This is a genomic window from Lysinibacillus sp. FSL R7-0073 (genome assembly GCF_038009065.1).
Lineage (GTDB): Bacteria > Bacillota > Bacilli > Bacillales_A > Planococcaceae > Lysinibacillus > Lysinibacillus fusiformis.
On record NZ_JBBPAS010000001.1, the window covers coordinates 3,655,037 to 3,679,149 of the forward strand.

General features: G+C 36.8%; 20 protein-coding genes and 1 other annotated feature. Of the genes, 9 read left to right on the top strand and 11 right to left on the bottom strand.

All coding sequences use genetic code 11. The features are described from left to right. The first annotated feature begins 45 nt into the window (after positions 1-45). Positions 46-1,296, top strand: a complete 1,251-nt coding sequence (locus MKY88_RS18270) for a BaiN/RdsA family NAD(P)/FAD-dependent oxidoreductase (RefSeq protein WP_258270478.1) — start codon at positions 46-48, stop codon at positions 1,294-1,296. A 43-nt stretch (positions 1,297-1,339) separates the two neighbouring features. On the opposite strand, the gene MKY88_RS18275 is transcribed toward MKY88_RS18270, so the two are convergent. The 6 genes from MKY88_RS18275 to MKY88_RS18300 all read right to left on the bottom strand — a co-directional run bounded on the left by MKY88_RS18275 (position 1,340) and on the right by MKY88_RS18300 (position 9,467). Next, complete coding sequence (locus tag MKY88_RS18275) at positions 1,340-2,032, bottom strand: AIM24 family protein (protein ID WP_008176687.1); 693 nt, start codon at positions 2,030-2,032, stop codon at positions 1,340-1,342. Positions 2,033-2,300: 268 nt separating this feature from the next. Beyond that, the gene (locus MKY88_RS18280; RefSeq protein ID WP_025117501.1) at positions 2,301-3,569 is read right to left on the bottom strand and encodes an L-lactate MFS transporter; all 1,269 of its coding nucleotides are present in this window, start codon (positions 3,567-3,569) and stop codon (positions 2,301-2,303) included. A gap of 763 nt (positions 3,570-4,332) precedes the next feature. Beyond that, positions 4,333-5,238: a DMT family transporter gene (locus MKY88_RS18285; RefSeq protein WP_328203714.1), complete on the bottom strand. Its 906-nt coding sequence runs from the start codon at positions 5,236-5,238 to the stop codon at positions 4,333-4,335. 168 nt (positions 5,239-5,406) lie between these two features. Beyond that, positions 5,407-6,618, bottom strand: coding sequence for an amidohydrolase (locus tag MKY88_RS18290; protein WP_328203712.1), 1,212 nt, complete (start codon positions 6,616-6,618; stop codon positions 5,407-5,409). Then, complete coding sequence (locus MKY88_RS18295) at positions 6,615-7,865, bottom strand: amidohydrolase family protein (protein ID WP_193832897.1); 1,251 nt, start codon at positions 7,863-7,865, stop codon at positions 6,615-6,617. The genes MKY88_RS18290 and MKY88_RS18295 overlap by 4 nt, the downstream gene beginning before the upstream one ends. Positions 7,866-7,907: 42 nt before the next feature. Further along, entirely contained in the window at positions 7,908-9,467 is a 1,560-nt protein-coding gene (locus MKY88_RS18300) for a glutathione ABC transporter substrate-binding protein (protein ID WP_340814381.1), read from the bottom strand. Between the two features lie 181 nt (positions 9,468-9,648). Between MKY88_RS18300 and MKY88_RS18305 the strand changes: the two genes are divergently transcribed. Genes MKY88_RS18305 through MKY88_RS18335 form a run of 7 tightly spaced genes read left to right on the top strand, consistent with a single transcriptional unit; the run spans position 9,649 to position 16,292 of the window. Next, complete coding sequence (locus tag MKY88_RS18305) at positions 9,649-10,551, top strand: ABC transporter permease (protein ID WP_069482384.1); 903 nt, start codon at positions 9,649-9,651, stop codon at positions 10,549-10,551. Between the two features lie 14 nt (positions 10,552-10,565). Further along, entirely contained in the window at positions 10,566-11,486 is a 921-nt protein-coding gene (gene nikB, locus MKY88_RS18310) for a nickel ABC transporter permease (RefSeq protein ID WP_008176673.1), read from the top strand. A 15-nt stretch (positions 11,487-11,501) separates the two neighbouring features. Then, positions 11,502-12,515, top strand: coding sequence for an ABC transporter ATP-binding protein (locus MKY88_RS18315; RefSeq protein WP_069482385.1), 1,014 nt, complete (start codon positions 11,502-11,504; stop codon positions 12,513-12,515). Beyond that, on the top strand, positions 12,512-13,504 hold the full coding sequence (locus MKY88_RS18320) for an ABC transporter ATP-binding protein (RefSeq protein WP_008176669.1): 993 nt from the start codon (positions 12,512-12,514) through the stop codon (positions 13,502-13,504). Before MKY88_RS18315 ends, MKY88_RS18320 begins: the two co-directional genes overlap by 4 nt. A gap of 37 nt (positions 13,505-13,541) precedes the next feature. Then, a complete protein-coding gene (locus tag MKY88_RS18325) occupies positions 13,542-14,294 on the top strand; it encodes a sensor histidine kinase (RefSeq protein WP_328203703.1) in 753 nt (250 codons plus the stop codon). A 38-nt stretch (positions 14,295-14,332) separates the two neighbouring features. Then, complete coding sequence (locus MKY88_RS18330) at positions 14,333-15,031, top strand: response regulator transcription factor (protein ID WP_008176665.1); 699 nt, start codon at positions 14,333-14,335, stop codon at positions 15,029-15,031. 4 nt (positions 15,032-15,035) lie between these two features. Further along, the gene (locus MKY88_RS18335; RefSeq protein WP_328203700.1) at positions 15,036-16,292 is read left to right on the top strand and encodes a permease; all 1,257 of its coding nucleotides are present in this window, start codon (positions 15,036-15,038) and stop codon (positions 16,290-16,292) included. Positions 16,293-16,328: 36 nt separating this feature from the next. On the opposite strand, the gene MKY88_RS18340 is transcribed toward MKY88_RS18335, so the two are convergent. Genes MKY88_RS18340 through MKY88_RS18350 form a run of 3 tightly spaced genes read right to left on the bottom strand, consistent with a single transcriptional unit; the run spans position 16,329 to position 17,783 of the window. Further along, positions 16,329-17,276: a DUF4181 domain-containing protein gene (locus tag MKY88_RS18340; protein WP_328203698.1), complete on the bottom strand. Its 948-nt coding sequence runs from the start codon at positions 17,274-17,276 to the stop codon at positions 16,329-16,331. Continuing rightward, complete coding sequence (locus MKY88_RS18345) at positions 17,263-17,514, bottom strand: sigma-70 family RNA polymerase sigma factor (RefSeq protein ID WP_328203695.1); 252 nt, start codon at positions 17,512-17,514, stop codon at positions 17,263-17,265. The genes MKY88_RS18340 and MKY88_RS18345 overlap by 14 nt, the downstream gene beginning before the upstream one ends. Then, positions 17,490-17,783 (bottom strand): sigma factor, encoded by a 294-nt coding sequence (locus MKY88_RS18350; protein WP_232540674.1) that lies wholly within the window; start codon positions 17,781-17,783, stop codon positions 17,490-17,492. Before MKY88_RS18350 ends, MKY88_RS18345 begins: the two co-directional genes overlap by 25 nt. Before the next feature lie 470 nt (positions 17,784-18,253). Here MKY88_RS18350 and MKY88_RS18355 point away from each other — a divergent pair, with 470 nt between their 5' ends. Beyond that, positions 18,254-19,435, top strand: coding sequence for a NupC/NupG family nucleoside CNT transporter (locus MKY88_RS18355; RefSeq protein WP_069482390.1), 1,182 nt, complete (start codon positions 18,254-18,256; stop codon positions 19,433-19,435). A 130-nt stretch (positions 19,436-19,565) separates the two neighbouring features. On the opposite strand, the gene leuS is transcribed toward MKY88_RS18355, so the two are convergent. Then, positions 19,566-21,983, bottom strand: a complete 2,418-nt coding sequence (gene leuS / locus MKY88_RS18360; RefSeq protein WP_340814383.1) for a leucine--tRNA ligase — start codon at positions 21,981-21,983, stop codon at positions 19,566-19,568. An 86-nt stretch (positions 21,984-22,069) separates the two neighbouring features. Next, positions 22,070-22,280 (bottom strand) — a binding site (T-box leader). A 65-nt stretch (positions 22,281-22,345) separates the two neighbouring features. Beyond that, positions 22,346-24,088: a SulP family inorganic anion transporter gene (locus tag MKY88_RS18365; protein ID WP_340814384.1), complete on the bottom strand. Its 1,743-nt coding sequence runs from the start codon at positions 24,086-24,088 to the stop codon at positions 22,346-22,348. Positions 24,089-24,113: the final 25 nt, after the last annotated feature.

The window sequence follows — 24,113 nt, forward strand, 5'->3', positions numbered from 1 at the left end:
TAATAGGAAAGATTCCTAAATTGAAAAGAAAGTGAGTTTCTAACTATGTATGATGTAATCGTGATCGGTGGTGGCCCATCTGGTTTAATGGCGGCGATTGCTGCTGGAGAGCGGAAAAAGAAAGTTTTATTGTTAGAAAAAGGTGCAAAACTTGGCAAAAAACTAGCCATTTCTGGTGGTGGGCGCTGTAATGTGACTAATCGTTTGCCTGTTGAAGAAATCGTGAAGCATATCCCCGGTAATGGTCGTTTTCTTTATAGTCCTTTTACCGTTTATAATAATGAAGATATTATCGCATTTTTTGAAGGGCTTGGTGTCGCTCTAAAAGAAGAGGATCACGGTAGAATGTTTCCTGTATCTAACCGTGCACAAGATGTTGTCGATGCGCTAATTCGCCAGCTTCAACGTTTACATGTTGAAGTTCGTTTACACACAGCCGTTAACAAGCTTGTTATGGATGAAGAAAAAATTCTCGGTGTCCGTCTTGCAGATGGCTCCGAAATTCGTAGCCAAGCAGTCATTGTGGCCGTTGGTGGCAAGGCTGTCCCACAAACGGGATCGACAGGTGATGGCTATCCATGGGCAGAGCGGGCTGGCCATACAATCACAACATTATTCCCAACAGAAGTCCCTGTTATATCGAAAGAGGACTTTATTCAAGCACGTGAACTACAGGGTCTAGCCTTACGCGATGTTGCTGTCTCTGTACTAAACAAAAAAGGTAAAGTACTCGTTACCCATCAAATGGACATGCTCTTTACACACTTTGGCTTAAGCGGACCTGCCGTTTTACGCTGTAGCCAATTCGTTGTAAAAGAATTAATGAAAACAGGCTACGAGCCCGTGACAATGCGTATACAAACTTTAACTAATTATAATGAAGAAACCTGTCTACAATATTTAAATAAGTTGATTAAAGAGGACCCTAAAAAAGCTGTGAAAAATGTTTGGAAAGGCATCGCCCCTGAACGTTGGCTATTATTTTTATGTGAACAGGCAAATATCGATGTACAAGTAACGGGTGCTGAATTATCTCAAGATAAAATTCGTCAGCTAGCTCATTTACTCGTTAACTTCACTTTGACAGTAAGCGGCACGCAATCACTTGATAAAGCATTCGTTACAGGCGGTGGTGTTTCCGTAAAAGAAATTGAGCCAAAAACAATGGCTTCAAAGAGAAAAGAAGGACTATTCTTCTGTGGTGAAATTCTGGATATTCACGGCTATACGGGAGGCTATAATATTACCTCCGCCCTTGTAACGGGACGTATTGCAGGAATGAATGCGGCTTTATAACAATAGAAGAAAAAGCGTGTCCGAACAAAACGGACACGCTTTTTTAGCTTTCACTAGACATATATACTTCTTCAAATGGCTGGATAATGACAAAGCCCTCACCCGAAAACGCCATCTGGATTGATTCGCCACTCCCACGACCGATAAATGTACGGAAGCTGATATCTGTTTTAAACTCAGGTGTTAAATTACCTGACCACGCGACAGTAGCATGCGGGTCAGTATAAACCGTTTCACCTGGTTTTACTAATAATGTTAATGGTTCGAAATGTGTTGTAATCGCCACTTTCCCTGTCCCTTGTAACGTTACATTAAATAAACCGCCTGACATGATGCCAGCCATTTTTCTCATTAAACGTATATCCCAGTTAATGCTAGGCTCAAAAGCAAGTAGATCATTCCCATTTACACAAAGACTGTCGTTTTTCAAATCAAAGACGGTTACTTTCTTACCTTGATCGGCTAAATAAAGTCTGCCCTTTCCGCTCGCTTTCATCAATTGTGTACCTTCACCTGTTAAAGCCTTTTTAAACATCTTACCAAGTCCGTGCTCCAATACGCGCTCACGTTCAAATTTAATGTCTCCTGTATAGGAAATCATTGCGCCCATTTTGGACCATACTTCACCGTTTAAATTAACCTCTAATACACGCTCAGTTTCCAATTCAAAATAATCATTTTCTTGATCATCCTGCTGTGTTTTATGAACAAATTCATCTAAAGAAAATTTCCCCATAGTAGATCCCTCCCTAATTACTTTATATACGATTACTTTTGAGAAAAGATTCAAATTTTAGCTGTTTATCCCTTATCTTGTCTTTCGTTATAAATTTTCTCTTTTAATAACGAAATCTTTTTATTTCCAGTAATGGTATTGACACCAGATATGCACTGTTATACATTAAACAAGGAACAGATAATTGTTATATAACAATCAATACAAAAAAATAACTATATAAGTGCCATGTGCGAAATGACACCTATACAGTTATCGCAAAAATATATTATTGAGTAGCGGAAACGTCTCCAACATTTTGTGCCGCTTTTAAAGCAGTTTGTTTACGTACATCAGCACGTAATGTTATTGAAATGATTAATGAAGCAGCGATTAACCCTGCAAATACATAAAATACAGGAATATAGCTTCCATAAGCATTTTTAATTGTGCTTACTAACAACGGTCCGAAAATACCACCCAATGACCAAGTTGTTAATAAATAACCATGAATAACACCAAGTTGCTTCGTTCCAAATAAATCACTTGCAAAAGCAGGTAAATTTGAGAACCCTCCACCATAGCAACTAACGACTAAGAAAATAAGTGCTTGGAAAATAATCACGTTCGTTGTATGTGGTAAAACGATAAATGTAATTAGCTGTGCTGTAAAGAAAATAACAAAAACATTTGAACGCCCAATATAATCAGACACAGCGGCCCAAATTAAACGACCACCACCATTAAATAACCCCATGATTCCTACCATCGCGGCTGCTCCTGCAACTGATAGCCCAACAATTTCCTGCGCCATTGGTGAAGCAACAGAAATCATCATAATTCCTGCTGTAACATTGACTAAATGCATAGACCATAGCATCCAGAAATGCTTTGTTTTGACAGCCTCACGTGCTGACATAACTGCTAAATCTTTTTTTACTACTTCTTTGCCGTTATCTGCTGCTGCCTTCATATTAGCTGGCATATAACCAGGCTTAGGCGGCGCTATATAAGAAGCCCCTAAAATCATTAACGTGAAATAACTTGCCCCTAAAATAAAGTATGTTGTAGAGATGCCAACTGCCTCCATTAAGTTGGCTGCGACTGGCGCTGTAATCAGTGCACCAGATCCAAAACCAAGTACGGCCATCCCTGTTGCTAGACCTCGTCGATCTGGGAACCATTTTACAAGCGTTGATACTGGCGCAATATAACCAATCCCCATACCTAATCCACTAAGTACGCCATATGTTAACCAGTACAACACAACAGAATCCATTGAAATCGCAACACCTGCACCAGCTTGTCCTGCTCCAAATAAGACAGCTGCTACCATCGCCGATTTACGTGGTCCCATTTTCTCTACTAAACTACCAAATAATGCAGCTGAAAACCCAGCAAGTCCCATCATAATGGTAAAGGCAACCGTTACCTTTGTTTCACTCCATCCCATTTCTGTGACAATCGGTAGCTTGTATACACTGTATGCATAGGCTCCACCGATTGAAAGGTGAATAGCGATTGCAGATAATGCAATTAACCATCTATTTTTATTCATAAATTCTCATTTCTCCCCTCTTTTGCTACCTGTGAAAATTCTATGAACGTCCATGTAAAACAATTTACCACTTAGAATTATTCAAATGCAAGATGTTTTTCTAAAAAATATTATTTCTCCAAAAAGTATTTTGTTTTTCTATTAATGTTTTTCATCAAATAAACCTTACATTCTCTAAGCAGAACAGCGTTTATCTTACAAAAAACATAACAGCTTTTAGCTATTATTACTTTTCCACTCTATTTTACAAATAACAACAAATTATATTAATATAATTATTTTTGTGCATAATTTCACATTCACTAGATGCATACGTCTCATTTTACCATTTCTAATAGGATGACTATAACACTTAAAATGCAACAAATGCATTAGATATAATGTAGAATTTTTTAGAATAATAGAGAATTTTAGAACAGAAACGGACAGAATTTTTATTTTTAAAAATAAACTTAAAAATGTAATAACACTTCTTTTTTTACTTAAAATTGTAAAAAAATATTTTTATAACAATACAGTGAATGTATAATTTTTAAACCGCTTTCAATTTTTCTTCATTTTTATTATTTAAATATAAATTTTTTTCAACTAAAATTGAACGGTCAACACTCTGAATCATAACCCCATGCTTCTATCAGGTTATAAATATGCTAGAACAAGTCCATTTTTCACGAAATATTATTTTTGTGAAAAAACAAAACATATACAAAAAAAACAGCATGCTAGAAATATTTCCAACATACTGTACAAAATAATAGATTTTTTAAGTCGTTTTTCTTTTCATAAAAAGTAAAGTTCTTATTTCCTTATAGTAAATACACAGTAGAATTCCTAATAAAATCAATAAGGAGCCGTATATTTGGACAGTTGTAGGAAATTGCTTTAAAAAAATCGCACTTAACAGCATAGCGATAGCTGGCTCAAAATTCAATAATAGCGAAGCATTCGTTGAGCCAATCTCCTTCATTTTTTGATTCCAAAGTAAATTACTAATTCCATGAATAATAACCGCTGATAAAATGAGTAGCATCCAATAAGGGTATGTTACTTGCCAATTTGTTCGTGTCCACATCGTCACCGAAAATGGTAGAAGCACCAGCAAACCGATTAAATTTGTATAAAAAGTGATGGACTGTGCTGACAATTTCAGACTGAGATGATTCACAATAATAAGGAATAAGGCAAAGCTTAACATCGTAATTAAACTTAGCACCTCCCCCTTCCCAATAGAAATCGTGATGAGGGCTCCTTTAGTAATGATGAGGCCAACTCCTATAAATGAAATGATTGCCCCTAACCAAAAGATACCGTTTCGTGATTCATGATAAATCATTTTATTAAGTAAAGATGTGACAATTGGTGCGCAGGCTAAAATTAATGCCGCGGTAATAGGAGAGGTATGCTGAAGACTTGCATAAAAGCTATAGTGATTGATGGAAACACCTAGTATTCCTGCAAAGATCAGCAACAGTAGGTCATTGCGTGTAAACGTTGTACGGATAATAGCCTTCCAACCAATGCAGCCTAAAAATAGGACAATGACCATTAATCTAAAAATGGCAACCATGATTGGAGACCAATGGTCAATTAAAATAGTGCCAATAATAAAGTTACTGGCCCAAAAAAATACACAGCTAAATAATATCAAATAGATCGTTAGTTGCTTCATATTTATTGCACCTGTATATAAGAGACTTCTACATAGTTAATGATCAACTCTTTTAAAAATCTACTTCCCTTTCTTGTATTTCTTCCTAACTATTAAAACATAAGTATAGCAAACTAGAAAATCTCTAGTTTGCTATGTTATCTAAATAAGGGGGATTTAGATTGATACTTAATTGATAAACTTGCCTTTTGACATAACCACCCGTTTTGATGGTTTACGAGCAATGACTTCAGCGCTTGAAACGGCGTCAAAGAAAACAAAACTTGCTTCATCTTGCACGTTTGGCCAAACCTTTTGACCATTTGCATCCAATGGTGTGACACCATTTGTAATGTATTTTAAAGTTTGTCGAATAGAACGCTCATCTAGCTTACGTGTATTGTCTGCAAAAGTCGTTGCTTTTTCTAAAATATCTCCCGAGCCATATGGACTCCATGAATCATAAAAACCATCACAGCCAAAATGAACATCTACTCCATGCTCTGTTAGTAAATCAATCGGTGGGATTAATCGTCTCAAATCAAATGGCACCGTTGACATAATCTTTACTTGCTGTTGTGCTAGACGATCTGCAATTTTATGCTGTTCCAAAGCTGATACATCTCCAAGAGAAAAAGCATGACTAATAGCCGTTCTCCCTTGATAGTTTGCATCCTCTACAATATCTATCCATTTATCGATTGTATAATAACCAACATGACCACTATCATGTAGGTGAATATCAACATCTACGTTAAATTCTTGTGCGATATTCATTACTTCATAAAGAGAAGGCTCAATCGAATTATCAATGCCAGCAGGATCTAGCCCACCAATCATCGTTGCCCCATTACGTAAGGCTTCACGTAATAATTTAGGCACATCGTCTCTTAGTAAGCCATGCTGTGGAAAGGCAATAACTTCTGATGTCACAACATCTTTATACTCTTCCAGTGCTCCTAGTACACCCTCTAAGTTTTTTAAGCCAATATAAGGATCAATATTGACATGTGTACGAATATGATTGGCACCATTTTTGAGGATTTTCTCAATCATGGCTACTGCTCGTTGTTTCCCAGTCGTTGCAAGGACCGATAATTCTTGTGCTTCACGATCCAAGCGTTCTTTTAAGTTCTTTACAGGTACGCATGCTTTCCACGGTAAAGATAAGTATGTCTTATCTAAGTGATTATGCATTTCTTTAAAAGCTGGTAATAGCAGCTTCCCTTTCATATCTGTTACTTCATCTAGAGAATCAATATTTTCTGTTGCTGGTACAATTTGAGAAATAAAGCCATCCGTAATTTCAAGGTGAAAAAGCTCCACCTTTGTACCGACAGTATCATTTTCTTTTAGATATTCTCCTGTTTCAAGTAGAACATTTGTAAGCCAGTGCTTCATCTGTATTCTCCTTTCAACTCTCCAACTTCCTGTTGGTGAATAATATGTCCTTGTGAAATAACTGTAGAAATAGGGCATCTTCTTGCTACAACATGCGCCGTACTAATTCCATCTACTAAAAGCATATTGGCTTTATCACCAACCTGTGGCCAAACACGTTCTCCTACATCATTCAATGGTGTAATGCCACCTGAAGCATATTTCCAAGCGCGACTTAATGAATATTCATCAATAAAACGGAATCTCTCTGCCATTACATTTAATTTCATAATGGTGTTTCCTGTACCATAAGGAGACCAATGATCAGTTAAACTATCATGTCCAATAGAAACTTTTACATCATTGTTATAAAGATACGGAATCGGTATCGTCGAGCGATTAATATCGGTTGGTACCGTTGTTGTAACATCCATTTGAACAGCAGCCATCGCCTGAACTAAGTTCTCTAATCTCGATTGTTCTAAATCTGCAAGCGCCATTGCATGACTAATCGTAACTTGTCCTTCTTTTTTCGCCTGTTTTGTTAATTCGATTAGTTTATAAAATTCAAATTCTCCTAAAGTATTAGCTGTATGAATATGAATATCAATCCCTGCCTGATAATCTTGAGCAATAGCCATCGTTGTTTGCAATGACTTCTCAATATTTCTATCTACTATGGATGGGTCAACTCCTCCAACAAGCGTTGCGCCCATTGCCATCGCCTCACGGATTAGTCCTTCCACATTCGAGCGCAGTAAACCATGCTGTGGGAAAGCCACAATATCATAAGTAATTTGATCTTGATATTTTTCTAACACTTGCTTTGTAATTTCAATATGCTTGGTCCCTATTTGTGGGTCCACATTACAATGCGACCGTATATGTGTATGTCCTTGTGAAATTAACCACTTAACCATTTCCTCAGCCCGATAAGCCGCGGTCGGTAATTGTTTAGGAAGCAGTGTTTTTTCTTCCTCGATGCGCGTTAATATCCCTTTTGTAATAGGTCTTGGCGCCTGCCACTCTCCACCAAAATAAGTTTTATCAATATGAATATGCATTTCTCGGAAAGATGGTACTAATAATTGCTTTTGAGCATCTACTATCTCTACATCGCCATCGACTACTATATTCTTATCTATTTGTTGAACATATCCATCTACAATTAGAACATCATAAATAGCAGTACGAGTTGCAACAATGCGTTCATTTTCTTGCTCAAATGCCTCTTCTAATCTCACATTTTTCAGCAGTAATTTATTCATAGTTTCCTCCTCATTGGTATTTTTAGGTTTCACCAAGTTTGATTATTCTACAATTTCAACGCCACTGATCATCGTATAGTTTGATGCATCTAACCAGAACCCTTTGACAGCATTACTGTAAACAGCTAAATGCTCATAGTTTCGAACTGGAATATACACAGCATCATCTAACTCCATTTGCATTGCTTTTTTGTAGATTTCATTACGTGCCTCTTGATTTGATTCAGAACGTCCTTGCTCAATTAGCTTGTCTATTTCTGGATTTGAATAGTAGAAATGGTTTCCTGGAGGTCCCATAGAAGCCGTATGGAATAGGTTAAATTGGTTATAATCAGCATCTCCAGTTGCATTACCCCAGCCACTAATAAATATTTGGTGTTGTTCTTTCGTAATTTCAGAAATAAATGCGCCGTATTCCATTACTTGAATTTCAACGTCTAGACCAATGCCCTTCAATTGAGATTGAATAACCTCTGCCATATTAATACGCTCTTTACGGTCGCTCGTTAGTAATTTAACTTTTGTTCCTTCTTTAACACCTGCTTGTTTTAATAGTTCTTTTGCTTTTACTACATCATAATCATATGGTTTTGTTTCACTAGAGTAACCGATAATTTTAGGACTCATTGCGGAATTGGCAAGTGTGCCTACATTATCATAAATACCGCTAATAATTGCTTCACGGTCCACTGCATAACTAATTGCTTGACGTACTTTAACATCTGATAACAGTTCATCTTTTACATTGAAACCGATGAATTCTACTGCCAATCCTTCTGCGCGGAATAGATTCATAGTTGGTGAATTTTCAATACGATCGATTTCAGTTACTGGTACTTGCTCAGCGATATGCGCTTCTCCACTTTCAATCATCGCTAAACGTGTAGAATCCTCGGGTACTACTTTAAATGTTACTTTATCTACTTTTGGTACCGTACCCCAATAGTCTTTGTTTGAATTTAATGTGATTTCTTGACCTGATTTCCAAGAATCAAATACAAATGGACCTGTCCCTACTGGATGTGTTGCTAATTCATCTGCCGCTTCTGCAATAGCTTTCGGGCTGATCATACTACCTTCCTGACTTGCTAAAATTGATAAAAGCGGTGCATATGGCTCTTTTAATTTCAACGTGACAACATACGTATCATCTACTACTACTTCACTAATCATTGATAATTTATCACGCTGCGGTGACCCAGTCGCAGGATCTAAAATGCGATCGAATGTAGCTTTTACAGCCTCCGCATTAAAATCAGCTCCATCATGGAATTTAATGCCTTCATTTAAAGTAAACGTCCATGTAACATCATCTTTTTGTTCCCATTCTTTTGCAAGTAATGGAGCAATTTTACGATCTCTATCAAAAGCAACAAGTGTTTCATATACTTTGCCATGAATAATATTCGCTGAAGGGATATCTGTAATAAAGTGAGGATCAAGGCTTGTTGCATCTGATGCTCTTAAAACAACTAATTCCCCTCCTACACTTTTAGATCCCTCATTGGAACCTTCAGCACTCTTATTACTAGCAGTTGAGCATGCCTGCAAAACTAGAACAGTAATTAGTGTCATCAATAAAAAAAGCTTCATTCTCTTCATAAACATTTCCTCCTTTTGTGTTTTGGTCCTTACATTTCGAATTATAAAGAAATAAAATTCACTTGTTTTTTAAAATCTTTACTTGTTTTTTAAATTTTCTGACTAATACCTTCTGAAATATTTACATTCTTTACGCTTTTCACTAAATTGAAATCAAATCAAATAGAAAAGGAGTTTCATTATGGATAAAGTAACTACTACTATCGACCATGCTGTTTTAGTGAATGCACGTAAGGCTTCTAGAAAAAAGAATCTTGTCTCGTTCCTAAACAAAATCAAGAAAAATAAGGCTGCTGTCGCAGGGGGGATCATCATTCTCCTATATATTTTGATGTTTCTTATCGGGCCAATTATAGCTCCTTATGATCCATTCGATGTTCAGTTAGATCAAAAATTGCAAGGACCCAGTTTAGATCATTTAATGGGTACAGATGACAAAGGACGAGATATTTTAAGTCGAATATTATATGGCTCCCGTTTATCTCTTGGTGTTGGTATTTCAGCCGTGTTATTTGGTGGAACAATTGGGACAATCCTCGGCCTTATCTCTGGCTACTATGGAAAATGGATTGATTCGATTATTAGTCGTATTTTAGATATCATGCTTGCCTTTCCAGGTATATTACTAGCTTTAGCGATTGTCAGCGCATTGGGACCAAGTCTTATTAATGTAACTATTGCTGTTGGTTTCTTCTCGATCCCTATGTTTGCCCGTATTGTACGTGGATCTACAATGGAAGTAAAAAAATTAGAATATATCGATGCTGTTAAAACACTCGGTGCGAATGATATGACCATATTAATCAAACATATCTTCCCGAATATTTTATCACCTATTATTGTCCAAGCATCTATGCGTTTAGCAACAGCCATTTTATCTGCTGCAGGTCTGTCATTCTTAGGATTAGGTGCACAACCGCCATCTCCTGAATGGGGTGCCATGCTATCTAATGGTAGGGATTTTCTTTTTACGGCCCCATATATGGCCCTTTTCCCAGGTATTATGATTTCCATCCTTGTTCTAGGATTTAACCTATTCGGAGATGGTTTACGAGATGCTTTAGATCCAAGAATGAAAAATTAAAGGAGAGAAGTTATATGACATTATTTATCCTAAAACGACTTGCTCAAATTATCCCCGTGACGCTCGGTGTAACGCTTGTTGTTTTTCTAATTATGCAAATGATTCCAGGCGATCCAGCCATCATTTTAGCTGGTGAAGGAGCTTCACAAGAAACCGTTAATGAATTACGTGAAAATTTAGGACTGAATAAGCCTTTAGCCATTCAATATACTGATTACATTAAAAATCTTTTACAAGGTGACATGGGTCATTCTTTAAAAAATAATCAACCTGTATTTGAAGAAATTACGGCTCGTCTACCAATTACAATTGAACTGGCCTTTTATAGTATTTTAATTACCATTGTTCTCGGGCTTATTGCCGGCATCATCTCAGCAATCCGCCCTTATTCCTTCATGGATGTTGGTTTAATGATTGTAGCATTATTAGGAATCTCCCTCCCTAGTTTCTGGTTAGGCATTTTATTAATGTACGTTTTCTCCGTACAGTTACATTGGCTACCTGTTGCAGGCTGGGACAGTGCTAAACATATCATTCTCCCAGCGGTTACACTCGGTGCAGGTGGTGCTGCCATCGTTGCACGTATGACACGTTCAAGTATGTTAGAAGTCGTCAATCAAGATTATATTCGAACGGCTAAAGCTAAAGGCTTAAAAGGTTACATTATCATTTTAAAGCACGCATTACGGAATGCCTTAATTCCAGTTATTACTGTAGTAGGCTTACAGTTTGGTAGTTTACTTGGCGGCACAGTATTAGTAGAATCTGTTTTTGCCGTGAACGGATTAGGTCGAATGATTGTCGATGCGATTCGTACACGAGATATACCAATCGTTCAAGGAGGCGTTCTAGTCGCTTCATTAATATTCGTATTCATCAATCTTTTCGTCGATATTTTGTATCGAATCTTTAATAAACGGATGGATTTAAACTAGGGAGGGAAAAAACAGATGAAACAAGATACAGTGTTAGAAGTAAAAAATTTACAAACTTATTTTTATTCGAGTGAGGGAGTCGCTAAAGCTGTTGACGGTGTTTCCTTTACACTTCAAAAAGGAGAAACACTAGGCATTGTGGGGGAATCTGGTTGTGGGAAATCCATGACTTCCCTATCATTACTTCGATTAGTCCCTTCACCCCCTGGCAAAATTATTAATGGTGAAATTCTTTTAAACAATACAGACATCTTGAAGTTATCCGATGAAGAATTACGTAAAATTCGAGGCAATAAAATCTCAATGATTTTCCAAGAGCCAATGACAAGCTTAAATCCTGTGCTTTCCGTTGGCGAACAAATCGCTGAATCCATTCGTTTACACCAAGGTTTATCACGTAAAGAAGCATGGCAAAAAGCGGTGGATATGATTCGCCTAGTTGGAATTCCAGCCCCTGAAAAAAGAGCGAAACAAGAGCCTTATCAGCTAAGTGGCGGGATGCGTCAACGTATTATGATCGCCATGGCACTTGCTTGTACGCCTGATGTTTTAATTGCTGACGAGCCGACGACTGCCCTAGATGTAACCATTCAAGCTCAAATTATTGATATTATTCAAAATTTGCAAAAGCAGTTAGGAATGAGCATTATCTTCATTACCCATGATCTTGGTGTTGTAGCTGAGATTTGCGATAAAATTGCCGTTATGTATGCGGGGCAAGTTGTAGAGGAAGGCTCAACTGATAGCCTTTTTGAAAAACCATTACATCCTTATACTAATGGTTTAATTCAATCCTTACCAAAATTATATGAGGATCAAGAGGAATTATCTACTATTCATGGAACCGTTCCAAGCCCGTATCATTATCCAATTGGCTGCCGCTATGCAGAACGCTGTCCATTTGCTACAGAATTATGCCGTGAAAAACAGCCTGAACTTCTTACGATTGAGCCAGGGAAAAAGGTAAGATGCTGGATGTACAGTAAGGAATGGCAGGGAGCAACACTTATGGAGGAGATGACCGTATGATAAAAGAGCAGCAAGCACAGCCACTATTACAAGTAAATAATTTAAAACAACATTTTTCCTTAAAAAAAGAAAAACTCTTCGGTCCACAGCAGGTGGTTAAAGCGGTGGACGGTGTTTCCTTTGAGATTATGCCTGGTGAAACACTTAGTATTGTTGGAGAATCTGGCTGTGGTAAATCAACGACAGGCCGCTCTATTTTAAGATTAGATGAACCCACATCTGGAGAAGTGTTATTATTCGGCAAAAATTTAGTAACTATGAATAAAAAAGAGCTGCGAGTAGCGCGCAAGGACATTCAAATAATTTTCCAAGATCCGTATGCATCTCTGAACCCAAGACGCACCATTCGCAAAATGTTAACAGAGGCCATGTCTATTCAAAAAATAGTTCCTCCAGAGCAGCAAGAGGCACGCATGATTGAATTAATGTCACTTGTCGGACTGCGACCAGAATATTTGGAGCGTTATCCACATGAATTTTCTGGTGGGCAACGTCAACGTATTGGGATCGCCAGAGCACTTGCCGTCAATCCCAAAATTATTATTTGTGATGAATCAGTTTCTGCCCTGGATGTGTCTATCCAAGCACAGATTTTAAATTTACTGAAACAGCTACAAAGAGATTTAGATTTAACCTTTTTATTTATCTCACATGATTTAAGTGTAGTGCGACATATATCAGACCGGATAATGGTTATGTATCTTGGAAAAGTCGTAGAAATTGCTGATAAGCAATCCCTTTTCACCCAGCCGCATCACCCTTATACAAAAGCACTATTTTCGTCGATTCCAGTCATTGATAAGGAGCATCGTAAGGAGCGTATTATTTTAAAGGGAGATCTACCATCACCGTTAAATCCGCCTACAGGCTGTAGTTTCCATACACGTTGTCCGTTCGCTACAGATAAATGTAAAGCAGAGGTGCCCGCTTTACGGGAAATTACGGCAACCCATAAGGTAGCTTGCCATTTTGCAGAAAATTTAGTTTAATGTAACTTACACTTATAAATTCAATGGAGAGGTCATTATGTTACAACTAGAAACCTTCAACATATATATTCTCCTATGTGTAATCGCTCCAATTATTGGAGCTTTTCTGCTTACTTTTATATTTATTTTCGAAAAACAAATTGATAGCCTAGAGGAAGAAAAAAGAAATTTAGAGCTGAAGCAAGATTTACAAAGAGCCAATATTCTTCAGCTAAATCAGCAAATACAGCCCCATTTCTTTTTTAACGCATTAAATTCATTACTGAGTCTAGCCCGCATCAATCGAAAGGAAGATTTGGTAGCGGGCATTGAGGCCTTAGCAACGTTTTTTAAATTTAAATATAATAATCATGAGGTGTTAATTGCTTTAAAAAACGAGGTGCTATTTGTCGATAGCTATTTAAATATTCAACAGCTACGCTTTGGACATCGTTTGACGGTCCATAAGTATGTTGATGATGCAGCATTATCTGTTCTAATACCACCATTTATTCTCCAGACCATTATTGAAAATGCATATAAACATGGCTTTGAAAAGCATATAGGACCTGCTGAACTTTTCATTTATATAAAGAAAATGGACAAGTTTTTATTAATAGAAATAAAAAATACACAACCATCAGAAAAGATAGAATCGGCTATTGAGCAAGTAGAAGATGAATTGCAGCAAGGTTATGGTCTTGAAAATATTAAAAAACGTCTCGAGCTTATTTATGGACTCGAAAGTATTTTATTTTCAATTCAAAATGATCAACATTTTTACACTATAACGATCCATGTTCCCGCTTAGGCTTTCTACTAATTTGAATATAAAAGGAGAACCTCAACATGAATATATTAATCGCAGATGATGAGCCTTTAGAGCTTGAGCAAATGATTTATTTATTAAAGCCACATTTCCCTAATTGGACATTCCATACTGCTCAGGACGCTTCACAAGCTCTGCAATTAGCTAAAAAGCACCGTATGACTATCGCCTTTTTGGATATTCAAATGCCTGGGAAAGATGGAATCACTTTAAGTAAAGAGTTAAAAGAACTTTATGATGTAGACATTATTATGGTAACAGCTTATCAAACCTTTGAATATGCGCAGCAAGCGTTACGTATTGGGGTAAAGGACTATCTAACAAAGCCTGTTATTGCTAGTGAATTAAATGCTATTGTGGAGAAATATAAAGTATGGAGCTCTAACCATGATGCGATCCAAAGCGCCCTTTCCTATATTCATGAAAACTATCATGAAAAACTGAGTTTAAATATCATTGCTGAAAAAATCCATTTGAACCCTAGTTATTTAAGTCGTAAGTTTTTGGAGGAGCAATCCATCGGCATTAATGAATATATTAATAATTATCGCCTAGAGATGGCCGTGAAGAAAATAAGTGAAAATCTGGATGCTAGCATGTCAGCAATTGCGGAGAGCTGTGGTTTTAATAGCCAACACTATTTTAGTGTAGCTTTTAAGAAAAAATATAATCAATCACCTCGTCAATACAAATCGTCTAAAACGAGTAAAGGTAATTGAAGATATGCTAAAGAAATTTTCATTGCTCGTACCATTTGCAAGTTTAAGCACAGCAGCAGGTGTCATCATACTTTTAGCGAGATGGATTAATGGTAATTTACTATTGTCCTCTCCTTCTGCCCTTATTTCGTATGGCTTTATGGCGGGCATTTGTTATACATTAGCGACAGCTATTTCTTTTGTCATACTGGGCTCATTATTAAAAAAGAGTGATTACACACAAAACCAGCATACACAAAGCTTTTTACTCTTTACGATACAAAAAAAATTGAGTGGTATGAATTTAAAAGTCATACGATTTTTTTACCTTTTGACAGGCATTGAACTTTGGTTAATACAATTAATAAGCATTAGTGTGTTATCTGAAATTATGTTAACCATACCAGTCCCCATCACAATTTTTTTATTTTTGGTGGGAATGTTACTTCTGGATCGCATTATGTCTGTGAAAAGTATATTGTGGCTAGAAATATTATTTATCATCGCTTTATTTTCTTTACTTATTTTTATCCCTATTTATTATTTTGTACAAAATGGTGCTAGCACCGTTTATGAAGGCATTCGCTTGTATCACCCTTATTTATTTTATTTTAAAAATAGCGAAATCCTGCTGTTCTATGTCATTATTCAACTAGCCGTTTTAGGACAAGTTCTCTTTGATAAATCAACATGGTATTTAATCGCATTTATCAAGCCCAAAAAAGTACGTCGCAGCCTGTTTTCATCAGGTGTGATTTTAGCTTTATTAACGCTATCCTTTACAGCAATTTTAATGATTGCTTTATACAGTGGCTCATTTGGTCAGTTTCAAATTTTAATTTTTACGTTTTTATATGAAGTACAGCCTGGGTTTCTGACATTTGCTTTCCTTGTCATTGTACTGTTGGCCATTGTCACAACCTTACTTGTGGATTTGCGGGCAACCAAACGATTTTTTGTGAAGAAAAGACCCTATTATTTTTATTTAATTGGTTTACTCATCCTTTTATTTACCTTCTTCTTATCTATAGATTTAACGATTTTAGGAGTTATTTATTCATTCGCATTTCTTCATATTACCATGCTACCGTTTATGTTTATTCTTTTATTTACGAATCGTCATATTCATAAACATAACTGGCTTGTCATACTGTTTTCCATCATCATAGGGATCGGTGTTGGTTTAAGCTTCAATGCCCTTTATGGATTAGCAGCTAGCTTTATAATTTCGAGTATTTATCAATTAATGCTACAGACTGAAACAGAAGATAAAAACGCCTGAACTCGCAAAATAGCGGGTTCAGGCGTTTGTCTTCTTTTAACTGATATAAATAATGAATATGCCAAATAATAGTAGACCAACAATGGCTGAACTAATGGAAAGATAATGTCTTTTTTCTTCTCTACCATAGTAATAGTCAATGAAAATAGAACTGACAACTATAACAGTTAGGTAACCTATTATTACGACGGTAAATAAGATCAACCCTTTCAGTATGAAAAAACAGACCAAAACAATATTTACAATTTTAATGATCCAACTGACTCGCCGATGACCTTTATTAACATACCCTTTTGGAATGTTGAACTTTTTTCTCATTAATTTTTCGACAAAAAAATGACTAACGAATAAGACTACTAGAAATATAGATAAGCCCTTCATTCCAAAAGCTATATCATCTTCTTTTAGGGCAAGGCCTAAATAAGCCTTTGCCAAATCTTCATTATTTACTTGATAAAAGGATTTATTGTGATAATCCTCTATAACGGTATACTCCTCGTTTAAAAATATTTTCATTTTAACTACTTGGCCATTTTCAAACTCTGCCCATACATCACGCATGGCTTGAAATCTAAATGGATTATCCCCATTTATCTGTGTCACAGTTGCCTGCTGTAATAAATGTTGTAATAAATCCTTGTCATTACTTTGCTCAAATATTTTTTGGCCAATCGTCCATCCAGGTCTCCCTGCCATAAAGGTCTCCATATCCGCGTTGTAAATCATTGTATACCTTTTTATTGTTTCTTGCTGTGCTAACTCTACAAATGAAGCATTTTTAGCTTGATCGCTCCTTCCTAGTGGACCGAGTTCTATGATAAACAAAAGCATGACAATCGTACCTAAAATAATCAACGGATATTGCCAGCGTCTTGTTGTAGGATTTGCTTGGTGTACCTGTTGTGAAATATTCTTCTGTAAAGCCTGTGTAAATCGTGGCGTTGTGCCAAGCTCTTTATCCAACTTCTCCTTAAAAGCTGTCATCCATTAACACCTCCCAATCACTAGGGTTTAATTTAGACTGTAACATTTTCCTTGCTCGACGGAGCCTAGTTTTAACTGTATTTTCTGCACATAAAAGTATGTCAGCTATCTCTCGAACCTTTAATTCCTGATAATAATAAAGAATAATGACTTCTCTATAAGTAATAGGTAATGCAAATAATGCTATCGTCAATGTTATTTGCTCATCCTTAGCTATAATGTCATTTCTGGTGTACATTTATTTGCACCCATATGTATCTTTTCTAATAATACATGTCGCTTATTTTTCCAACTTCTTAAATAGTCATGACTTTTATGTACAGTGATTTTTACTAAATACGTCTTTAGAGAGGATCTTTGTTCGAAGCGATCCAGTTGACGATAATAGGCAAAAAATACATCTTGAACAATTTCTTCAGCTATCGTCCAGTCCTTTACATATAAATAAGCCACTCGTAAACAATATTCTCCATGCTCCTCCATGACCGCCTCTAAATGCTTACTCAACGTAACATCTCCATAGTCGTAGTAATGGAGCATTTAGTTTCCTAAAAAGAAATAACTTTTCAATATATATGTTTAATTTAAACGATGGACATAATATTTTAAAAACATCACACAATAAAATGTGTTTCAACTTTTGTACGTGATGACATTTTGAATGTAAGTGAACAACTTTGTGCAAGAAGTAGTTTTGAGTTCATCCATTCAGGGAAATCACCGTTTAAGTAAGTCTTATAAAAGATTTTAGTTGTTTTTATACTGGATTTGTCCTTTTCGTATGCCAAGTCGCATACTTTTTTTCTTTTAACTCTTGAATAGCTAGTTAAAAAACTGTTATAGTGAGATTGTTTGTCTGACGTCTGACAAATTAAGATCATTGGTTGTTCTACAAATTTTTAGATGGAACATACTGAGCGAAAGAGTATTTGTTGTCTTGGATTCAAACGCCCTAAATTATACTTATGGAGGAATTTATGAAATACTTAATATCCCTTTGTGGATTGCTACTTGTTTTTGGTTTAGCTCTGTTAATGAGTAAAAACAAAAAAGAAATAAAATATAAATATATATTGATTATGTTAATCATCCAATTTATATTAGCGGCTTTACTATTAAATACAACGATTGGTTATGTACTAATCAAAGGAATAACAAATGTATTTGATCATTTATTATCCTACGCAAATACAGGTATATCATTTGTTTTTGGTGGCATAGCGAATGAAGGAGAATCTCCCTTCTTCTTAGGTGTCTTATTACCAATTGTCTTTATATCTGTGTTAATTGGGATTTTACAGCATTTCAAAATCCTTCCTTTCCTTATGAAATGGATCGGTTATTTTTTAAGTAAAGTAAGTGGCATGGGAAAATTGGAATCCTATAATGCTGTTGCTTCAGCAATGGTAGGTCAATCTGAGGTATTCATTACAGTCAAAAAACAACTAGACAAGGTTACTCCTCAGCGTATGTATACATTATGTGCATCGGCGATGTCGACCGTCTCTATGTCAGTTGTTGGCGCGTATATGACGATGATTGAACCAAAGTATGTAGTAACGGCGATTGTTTTAAACTTATTTGGTGGTTTTATAATTGTTTCCATCATTAATCCGTATACCGTAAAAGAAGAGGAAGATATATTAACCATTGAAGATGAACAGAAGCAAGCTTTCTTCCAAATGCTTGGTGAATATATTATGGATGGCTTTAAGGTAGCCATCATTGTTGGAGCTATGCTGATTGGTTTCGTAGCATTAATGGATTTAATCAATTCATTGTTTGATATGATTATCGGGGTTTCTTTCCAAGAAATATTAGGGTATATCTTTGCACCAATAGCTTTCCTAATGGGTATCCCATGGGTAGATGCTGTTTCAGCTGGAGGAATAATGGCCACTAAATTAGTAACGAATGAATTTGTTGCTATGATTAACCTTGGAGAAGTTGCGAACTCAATGAGCGAACGTACGCTAGGTATTATTTCTGTATTCCTAGTATCTTTTGCTAACTTTTCATCCATCGGTATTATTTCTGGTGCAGTCAAAGGGTTAAATGAAAGACAAGGAAATGTTGTTGCACGTTTCGGCTTAAAGTTGCTTTATGGAGCGACACTTGTAAGTATTTTAACGGCAATAATTGTTGGTTTGATTATTTAAGTGGTTAGTCATTTTATTGCTTACACTGCAGGTGCAGTTTTTTTATAGCCTTATGATTTTCTCCAATCTAAAAAAATGTACATCACTAAAATTTAATTTAGTCATGTACATTTTTATCATTTATGTCTCTTTATTTAACGACAATATTTACAAGTTTGCCTGGAATAACGATAACTTTTACTAAGCTCTTCCCTGCCATATATTCTTGTACTTTTTCATCAGCAAGCGCTATTTTTTCAATGTCTTCTTTTGAAGCGTCTTTAGCTACGACGATTTTTGCACGCACTTTACCAGCAACTTGCACCGCTACTTCCACTTCATCATCCACAAGTTTTGACTCATCGTATGTTGGCCATTGCTCATAAGAAAGTGTTCCTTCATGACCTAATAGCTTCCAAAGCTCTTCTGCGATATGTGGAGCCATTGGTGCCAACATTTTAACAAAGCCTTCCGCATAAGCTGTTGGAATTACTTCAGCTTTATAGCAATCGTTGATAAATACCATCATTTGTGAAATAGCCGTATTAAAGCGGATGCCTTCATAATCCTCTGTCACTTTTTTAACTGTTTGGTGGTATGATTTTTCTAATGTTTCATCATTAGACACTTGAATTTTCTCCGAAATAGTTCCATTCTCTTCATTGACAAGTAGACGCCAAATACGGTCTAAGAAGCGACGTGCCCCATCTAAACCATTTGTAGACCAAGCTACAGAAGCTTCAAGTGGCCCCATGAACATTTCATATAGACGTAATGTATCTGCACCATGTGACTCAATGATTTCGTCTGGGTTAACAACATTGCCCTTAGATTTAGACATTTTTTCATTACCTTCACCAAGAATCATACCTTGGTTAAATAATTTCTGGAATGGCTCTTTCGTATGAACAACGCCTAAATCATATAACACTTTATGCCAGAAACGTGCGTATAGTAAATGCAATACAGCATGCTCCGCTCCGCCAATATAAATATCAACTGGTAACCAGCGTTTTAGTAATTCTGGGTCTGCAATTGCTTCTGTATTGGTAGGATCGATATAGCGTAAGAAGTACCAGCTAGATCCTGCCCATTGTGGCATTGTATTTGTTTCACGGCGTCCTTTTTTACCTGTCTCTGGATCGACAACATTCACCCATTCTGCAATGTTAGCTAATGGTGATTCACCCGTGCCTGAAGGACGGATATTATCTGTTTTCGGTAGCATTAACGGTAATTCCGATTCTGGAACTGCTGTTATCGTACCATCTTCCCAATGGATCATTGGAATAGGTTCTCCCCAGTAACGCTGACGAGAGAATAACCAGTCGCGCAGACGATAAGATATCTTCTTCTCTCCAACGCCTTTTTGCTCTAACCATTCAATAGCTTTAGCAATACCATCTACTTTATTTAAGCCATTTAGGAAATCAGAGTTAATATGTTGCCCATCACCTGTAAACGCTTCTTTACTAATGTCCCCACCTTCAAGTACAGGAACAATGTCTAAGTTGAATGCTGAAGCAAATTCATAGTCACGTTCATCATGGGCAGGAACCGCCATAATAGCACCTGTTCCATAAGACACTAATACATAGTCTGCAATCCAAATTGGAACTTTTTTACCGTTAATCGGATTTACTGCATAGGCACCTGTAAATACGCCTGTTTTTTCTTTTGCTAAATCTGTACGCTCCAAATCAGACTTCATTTTAACTTTTTCTAAATAAGTTTCTACCGCTTGACGCTGGTCAGCTGTCGTTATTTGTTCCACTAATTTATGCTCAGGTGCAAGCACACAATATGTAGCGCCAAATAATGTATCAGGGCGAGTTGTGAACACGGTAAAGTTCTGATCAGTCCCATCAATACCAAATGTTACTTCTGCACCTTCTGAACGTCCAATCCAGTTGCGTTGCATATCTTTAATAGATTCTGGCCAATCAACTTCCTCTAAGTCGTCAATTAAACGATCTGCATATGCAGTAATTTTAAGCATCCATTGCTTCATTGGTCGACGTTCTACTGGGTGCCCACCACGCTCTGATTTGCCATCAATTACTTCTTCATTCGCCAATACCGTACCAAGCGCTGGACACCAGTTAACAGCTACTTCATCCACATAAGCTAAACCTTTGTTATAAAGCTGGATAAAAATCCATTGTGTCCATTTATAATACTCTGGATCAGTCGTGTTAATTTCACGATCCCAATCATAGCTGAAACCTAGCTCTTGGATTTGACGTTTAAATGTCGCAATATTTTTTGCTGTAAATTCTGCCGGATCATTCCCCGTATCAAGTGCATATTGCTCCGCTGGTAAACCAAACGCATCCCAGCCCATTGGATGTAATACATTATAGCCTTGCATACGTTTAAAGCGTGATAGAATATCTGTCGCCGTATATCCTTCTGGATGTCCTACGTGCAGTCCAGCGCCAGATGGATATGGGAACATATCTAATGCAAAGAATTTAGGCTTTTCTGTTTCATTTTCAGTTTTGAATGTTTTGTTATCAGCCCAATATTGCTGCCACTTTTTTTCAATTTGTTGATGATTAAAACTCATTTTTTTTCCTCCTTCAATGAATCTTGCTGCTCTTCATTAGAATTGACAAAATATTTAAAAAATAAAAAAACTCGCCCCTTCCTTATAGAAGGGACGAGAGAATTTGCACTCCCGCGGTACCACCCAAATTAGTGATTACACTCGGCTCAAGCTTCCTTAACGCGGAAGAAACGACACGCGCTATTTTACGCGAGCAGACTCAGTAGGCGAGTTCGATTTGCTTTCCTACTAGCTCTCACCAGCCGCTAGCTCTCTAAAAAGAACCACAAATCTACTATTCCTCATCACAGTCTTTACATGATATTGCATTTATTCTAATGGAAAGTATTGAAAAGCACAAGCCTTTGTTTACAGGTTACCCATTACTGAACAATTAATTCCTTTTTTTCCTCAGATTTAGAGAATTCTTTGCATTCATGAAAAGCAAAATGCTGACATCCGATACATCTATTTCTGTCCAAATAGTTGAAGGCTCTTGTAATCGCTTCTCCTGTATGCTGATAAAAATGATGGGCTCCTATTTTATCGTAAAGGCCATTTTGCTGGAGGGCTATCTTTAAGTCATCCTGCACCCCTGTTACCAAAATGTTACCACCCTGTGCTGTAAAATTGTCAATGATATTGCTAAAATATGCTTCACCCGTAGAGTCCATAAAGGGCACTTTCCCCATGCGTAATATCAAAACTTTAGATTGCTGTTGTAAAGTGATTGCTATCGTTTGTTCAAATCTTTGTGCTGCACCAAAGAACAGTGGACCTTCGATGGTGTACATGCTTATTTGTGGACAATCATGCTGTTGGTGAACGACATGAGGCTGTACCTTCTCGCTTTTATTCGAATGGTCTGGTAGTACCTTTGTCACAACAAGCTTTTCACTCATTCGTTTGGCAAACAATAGCACGGCTAACACAAGCCCTACTTCTACAGCTAATGTAAGGCTAGTAAATACGGTTAATAAAAAGGTAATTAATAAAACGAGCGAATCACCAGATTTCAATTTTAAAATATGAGCAAAATGCTTACGTTCACTCATATTCCAGGCAACAACCATTAATACGGGTGCCATACTTGCTAAAGGTATATGGGAAGCATATGGTGCTAATAACAATAATGTGATTAACACAAACACACCATGGATGATACCTGACATTGGGGATACTGCCCCTGTTTTAATATTAGTTGCTGTACGAGCAATCGCTCCTGTCGCAGGTATTCCTCCAAACATCGGCGTTACGATATTAGCAATTCCTTGACCGATTAGCTCTCGATTACTATTATGCTTGCTATTCGTCATCCCGTCTGACACGACTGCAGATAACAATGACTCGATACCTCCAAGCATGGCGATGACAAACGCAGGTCCAATGAGCTGCTGTAGGCGCTCGAATGTAATAGTAGGTATAGCGAAATTGGGTAATGTATTAGGTATTTGACCATAGGCTGTGGCAATCGTAGCCACTTGTCCTGAAAAAAAGAAAGTCGCCACAAGAGTGGAGACAACTATCCCCACTAATGCCCCGGGAACCTTTGGAAAAAATTTAGGTGTCATCATTATTGTTATGAAACAAATGACTGCCGTTAAAATACTGAAAATATTAGTAGTATCAATTTGCTTTCCTATCTCTTGAATATTCGCTATAAAATACTCATGTCTTGTCATATTGGTTAGACCTAAAAAATTGGCAATTTGACCTGTAAAAATAATTACTGCTATACCTGCTGTAAAACCGATTGTTACAGGACGGGGAATAAATTTTATTAAAGTCCCCAGCTTAAAAATGCCCATTAAGCAAAGCAATACCCCAGCCATTAAACCTGCCAGTAATAAATCCTCATAGCCATACGTTAGGACAATTCCTAAAAGAATCGGCACAAAAGCCCCTGTAGGTCCTCCAATTTGATATTTTGATCCACCAAAAATGGAAATCAAAACACCTGCAATACAAGCCGTATAAATACCATATTCAGGCTTTACACCTGATGCAATAGCAAAGGACATAGCAAGTGGAATAGCAACGATTCCAACAATGATTCCGGACAATAAATCCTTTTTAGCATGATGGACTGAATACCCTTCAAAACGTCCTGTAAACAGTGACTTCATCGATAAATCTTCCCTTCCCAATAAT

Coding starts and splice junctions, on each gene's coding strand:
- MKY88_RS18270 (WP_258270478.1), top strand. CDS start 46: ATGTATGATGTAATCGTGATCGGTGGTGGCCCATCTGGTTTAATGGCG.
- MKY88_RS18275 (WP_008176687.1), bottom strand. CDS start 2,032: ATGGGGAAATTTTCTTTAGATGAATTTGTTCATAAAACACAGCAGGAT.
- MKY88_RS18280 (WP_025117501.1), bottom strand. CDS start 3,569: ATGAATAAAAATAGATGGTTAATTGCATTATCTGCAATCGCTATTCAC.
- MKY88_RS18285 (WP_328203714.1), bottom strand. CDS start 5,238: ATGAAGCAACTAACGATCTATTTGATATTATTTAGCTGTGTATTTTTT.
- MKY88_RS18290 (WP_328203712.1), bottom strand. CDS start 6,618: ATGAAGCACTGGCTTACAAATGTTCTACTTGAAACAGGAGAATATCTA.
- MKY88_RS18295 (WP_193832897.1), bottom strand. CDS start 7,865: ATGAATAAATTACTGCTGAAAAATGTGAGATTAGAAGAGGCATTTGAG.
- MKY88_RS18300 (WP_340814381.1), bottom strand. CDS start 9,467: ATGAAGAGAATGAAGCTTTTTTTATTGATGACACTAATTACTGTTCTA.
- MKY88_RS18305 (WP_069482384.1), top strand. CDS start 9,649: ATGGATAAAGTAACTACTACTATCGACCATGCTGTTTTAGTGAATGCA.
- nikB (WP_008176673.1), top strand. CDS start 10,566: ATGACATTATTTATCCTAAAACGACTTGCTCAAATTATCCCCGTGACG.
- MKY88_RS18315 (WP_069482385.1), top strand. CDS start 11,502: ATGAAACAAGATACAGTGTTAGAAGTAAAAAATTTACAAACTTATTTT.
- MKY88_RS18320 (WP_008176669.1), top strand. CDS start 12,512: ATGATAAAAGAGCAGCAAGCACAGCCACTATTACAAGTAAATAATTTA.
- MKY88_RS18325 (WP_328203703.1), top strand. CDS start 13,542: ATGTTACAACTAGAAACCTTCAACATATATATTCTCCTATGTGTAATC.
- MKY88_RS18330 (WP_008176665.1), top strand. CDS start 14,333: ATGAATATATTAATCGCAGATGATGAGCCTTTAGAGCTTGAGCAAATG.
- MKY88_RS18335 (WP_328203700.1), top strand. CDS start 15,036: ATGCTAAAGAAATTTTCATTGCTCGTACCATTTGCAAGTTTAAGCACA.
- MKY88_RS18340 (WP_328203698.1), bottom strand. CDS start 17,276: ATGACAGCTTTTAAGGAGAAGTTGGATAAAGAGCTTGGCACAACGCCA.
- MKY88_RS18345 (WP_328203695.1), bottom strand. CDS start 17,514: ATGTACACCAGAAATGACATTATAGCTAAGGATGAGCAAATAACATTG.
- MKY88_RS18355 (WP_069482390.1), top strand. CDS start 18,254: ATGAAATACTTAATATCCCTTTGTGGATTGCTACTTGTTTTTGGTTTA.
- leuS (WP_340814383.1), bottom strand. CDS start 21,983: ATGAGTTTTAATCATCAACAAATTGAAAAAAAGTGGCAGCAATATTGG.
- MKY88_RS18365 (WP_340814384.1), bottom strand. CDS start 24,088: ATGAAGTCACTGTTTACAGGACGTTTTGAAGGGTATTCAGTCCATCAT.